Source organism: Leucobacter japonicus, assembly GCF_001273855.1.
In the GTDB taxonomy this organism is placed as follows: domain Bacteria; phylum Actinomycetota; class Actinomycetes; order Actinomycetales; family Microbacteriaceae; genus Leucobacter; species Leucobacter japonicus.
This window is the reverse complement of the sequence record NZ_JHBX01000057.1, coordinates 1-275: the sequence shown is the minus strand read 5'-3', so window position 1 is coordinate 275 and position 275 is coordinate 1. Positions and strand designations below refer to the sequence as shown.

The window sequence follows — 275 nt, the reverse complement described above, 5'->3', positions numbered from 1 at the left end:
GTGATGTGCACGCGCACTTTGGGATGCAGCTCCCGGAACTCCTTGATGAGGTCGGTGAGGAGGTACAGGTGCGCGCTGCTGAACGTGCCGAACGAGACCCGTCCCTCCTCGACGGAGCGGAGACGGCGGCTCCATTCCGAGAAATCTCGCATGCTGCGAAGGGCCTCCTGTGCCAGGGGGAGGAGCTGCTTGCCGGCGTCGGTGAGCTGCAGGCCGCGCGAGGTGCGCGTGAACAGCGACACTTCGAGGCTCTGCTCGAGATTGCCGATCTGTTC

General features: G+C 64.7%; 1 protein-coding gene. It reads right to left on the bottom strand.

Annotation, left to right across the window (positions count from 1 at the left end; all coding sequences use genetic code 11):
* A partial coding sequence (locus AMS67_RS00175) for a LysR family transcriptional regulator (RefSeq protein WP_156316465.1) occupies positions 1-275 on the bottom strand: 275 nt, incomplete at both ends.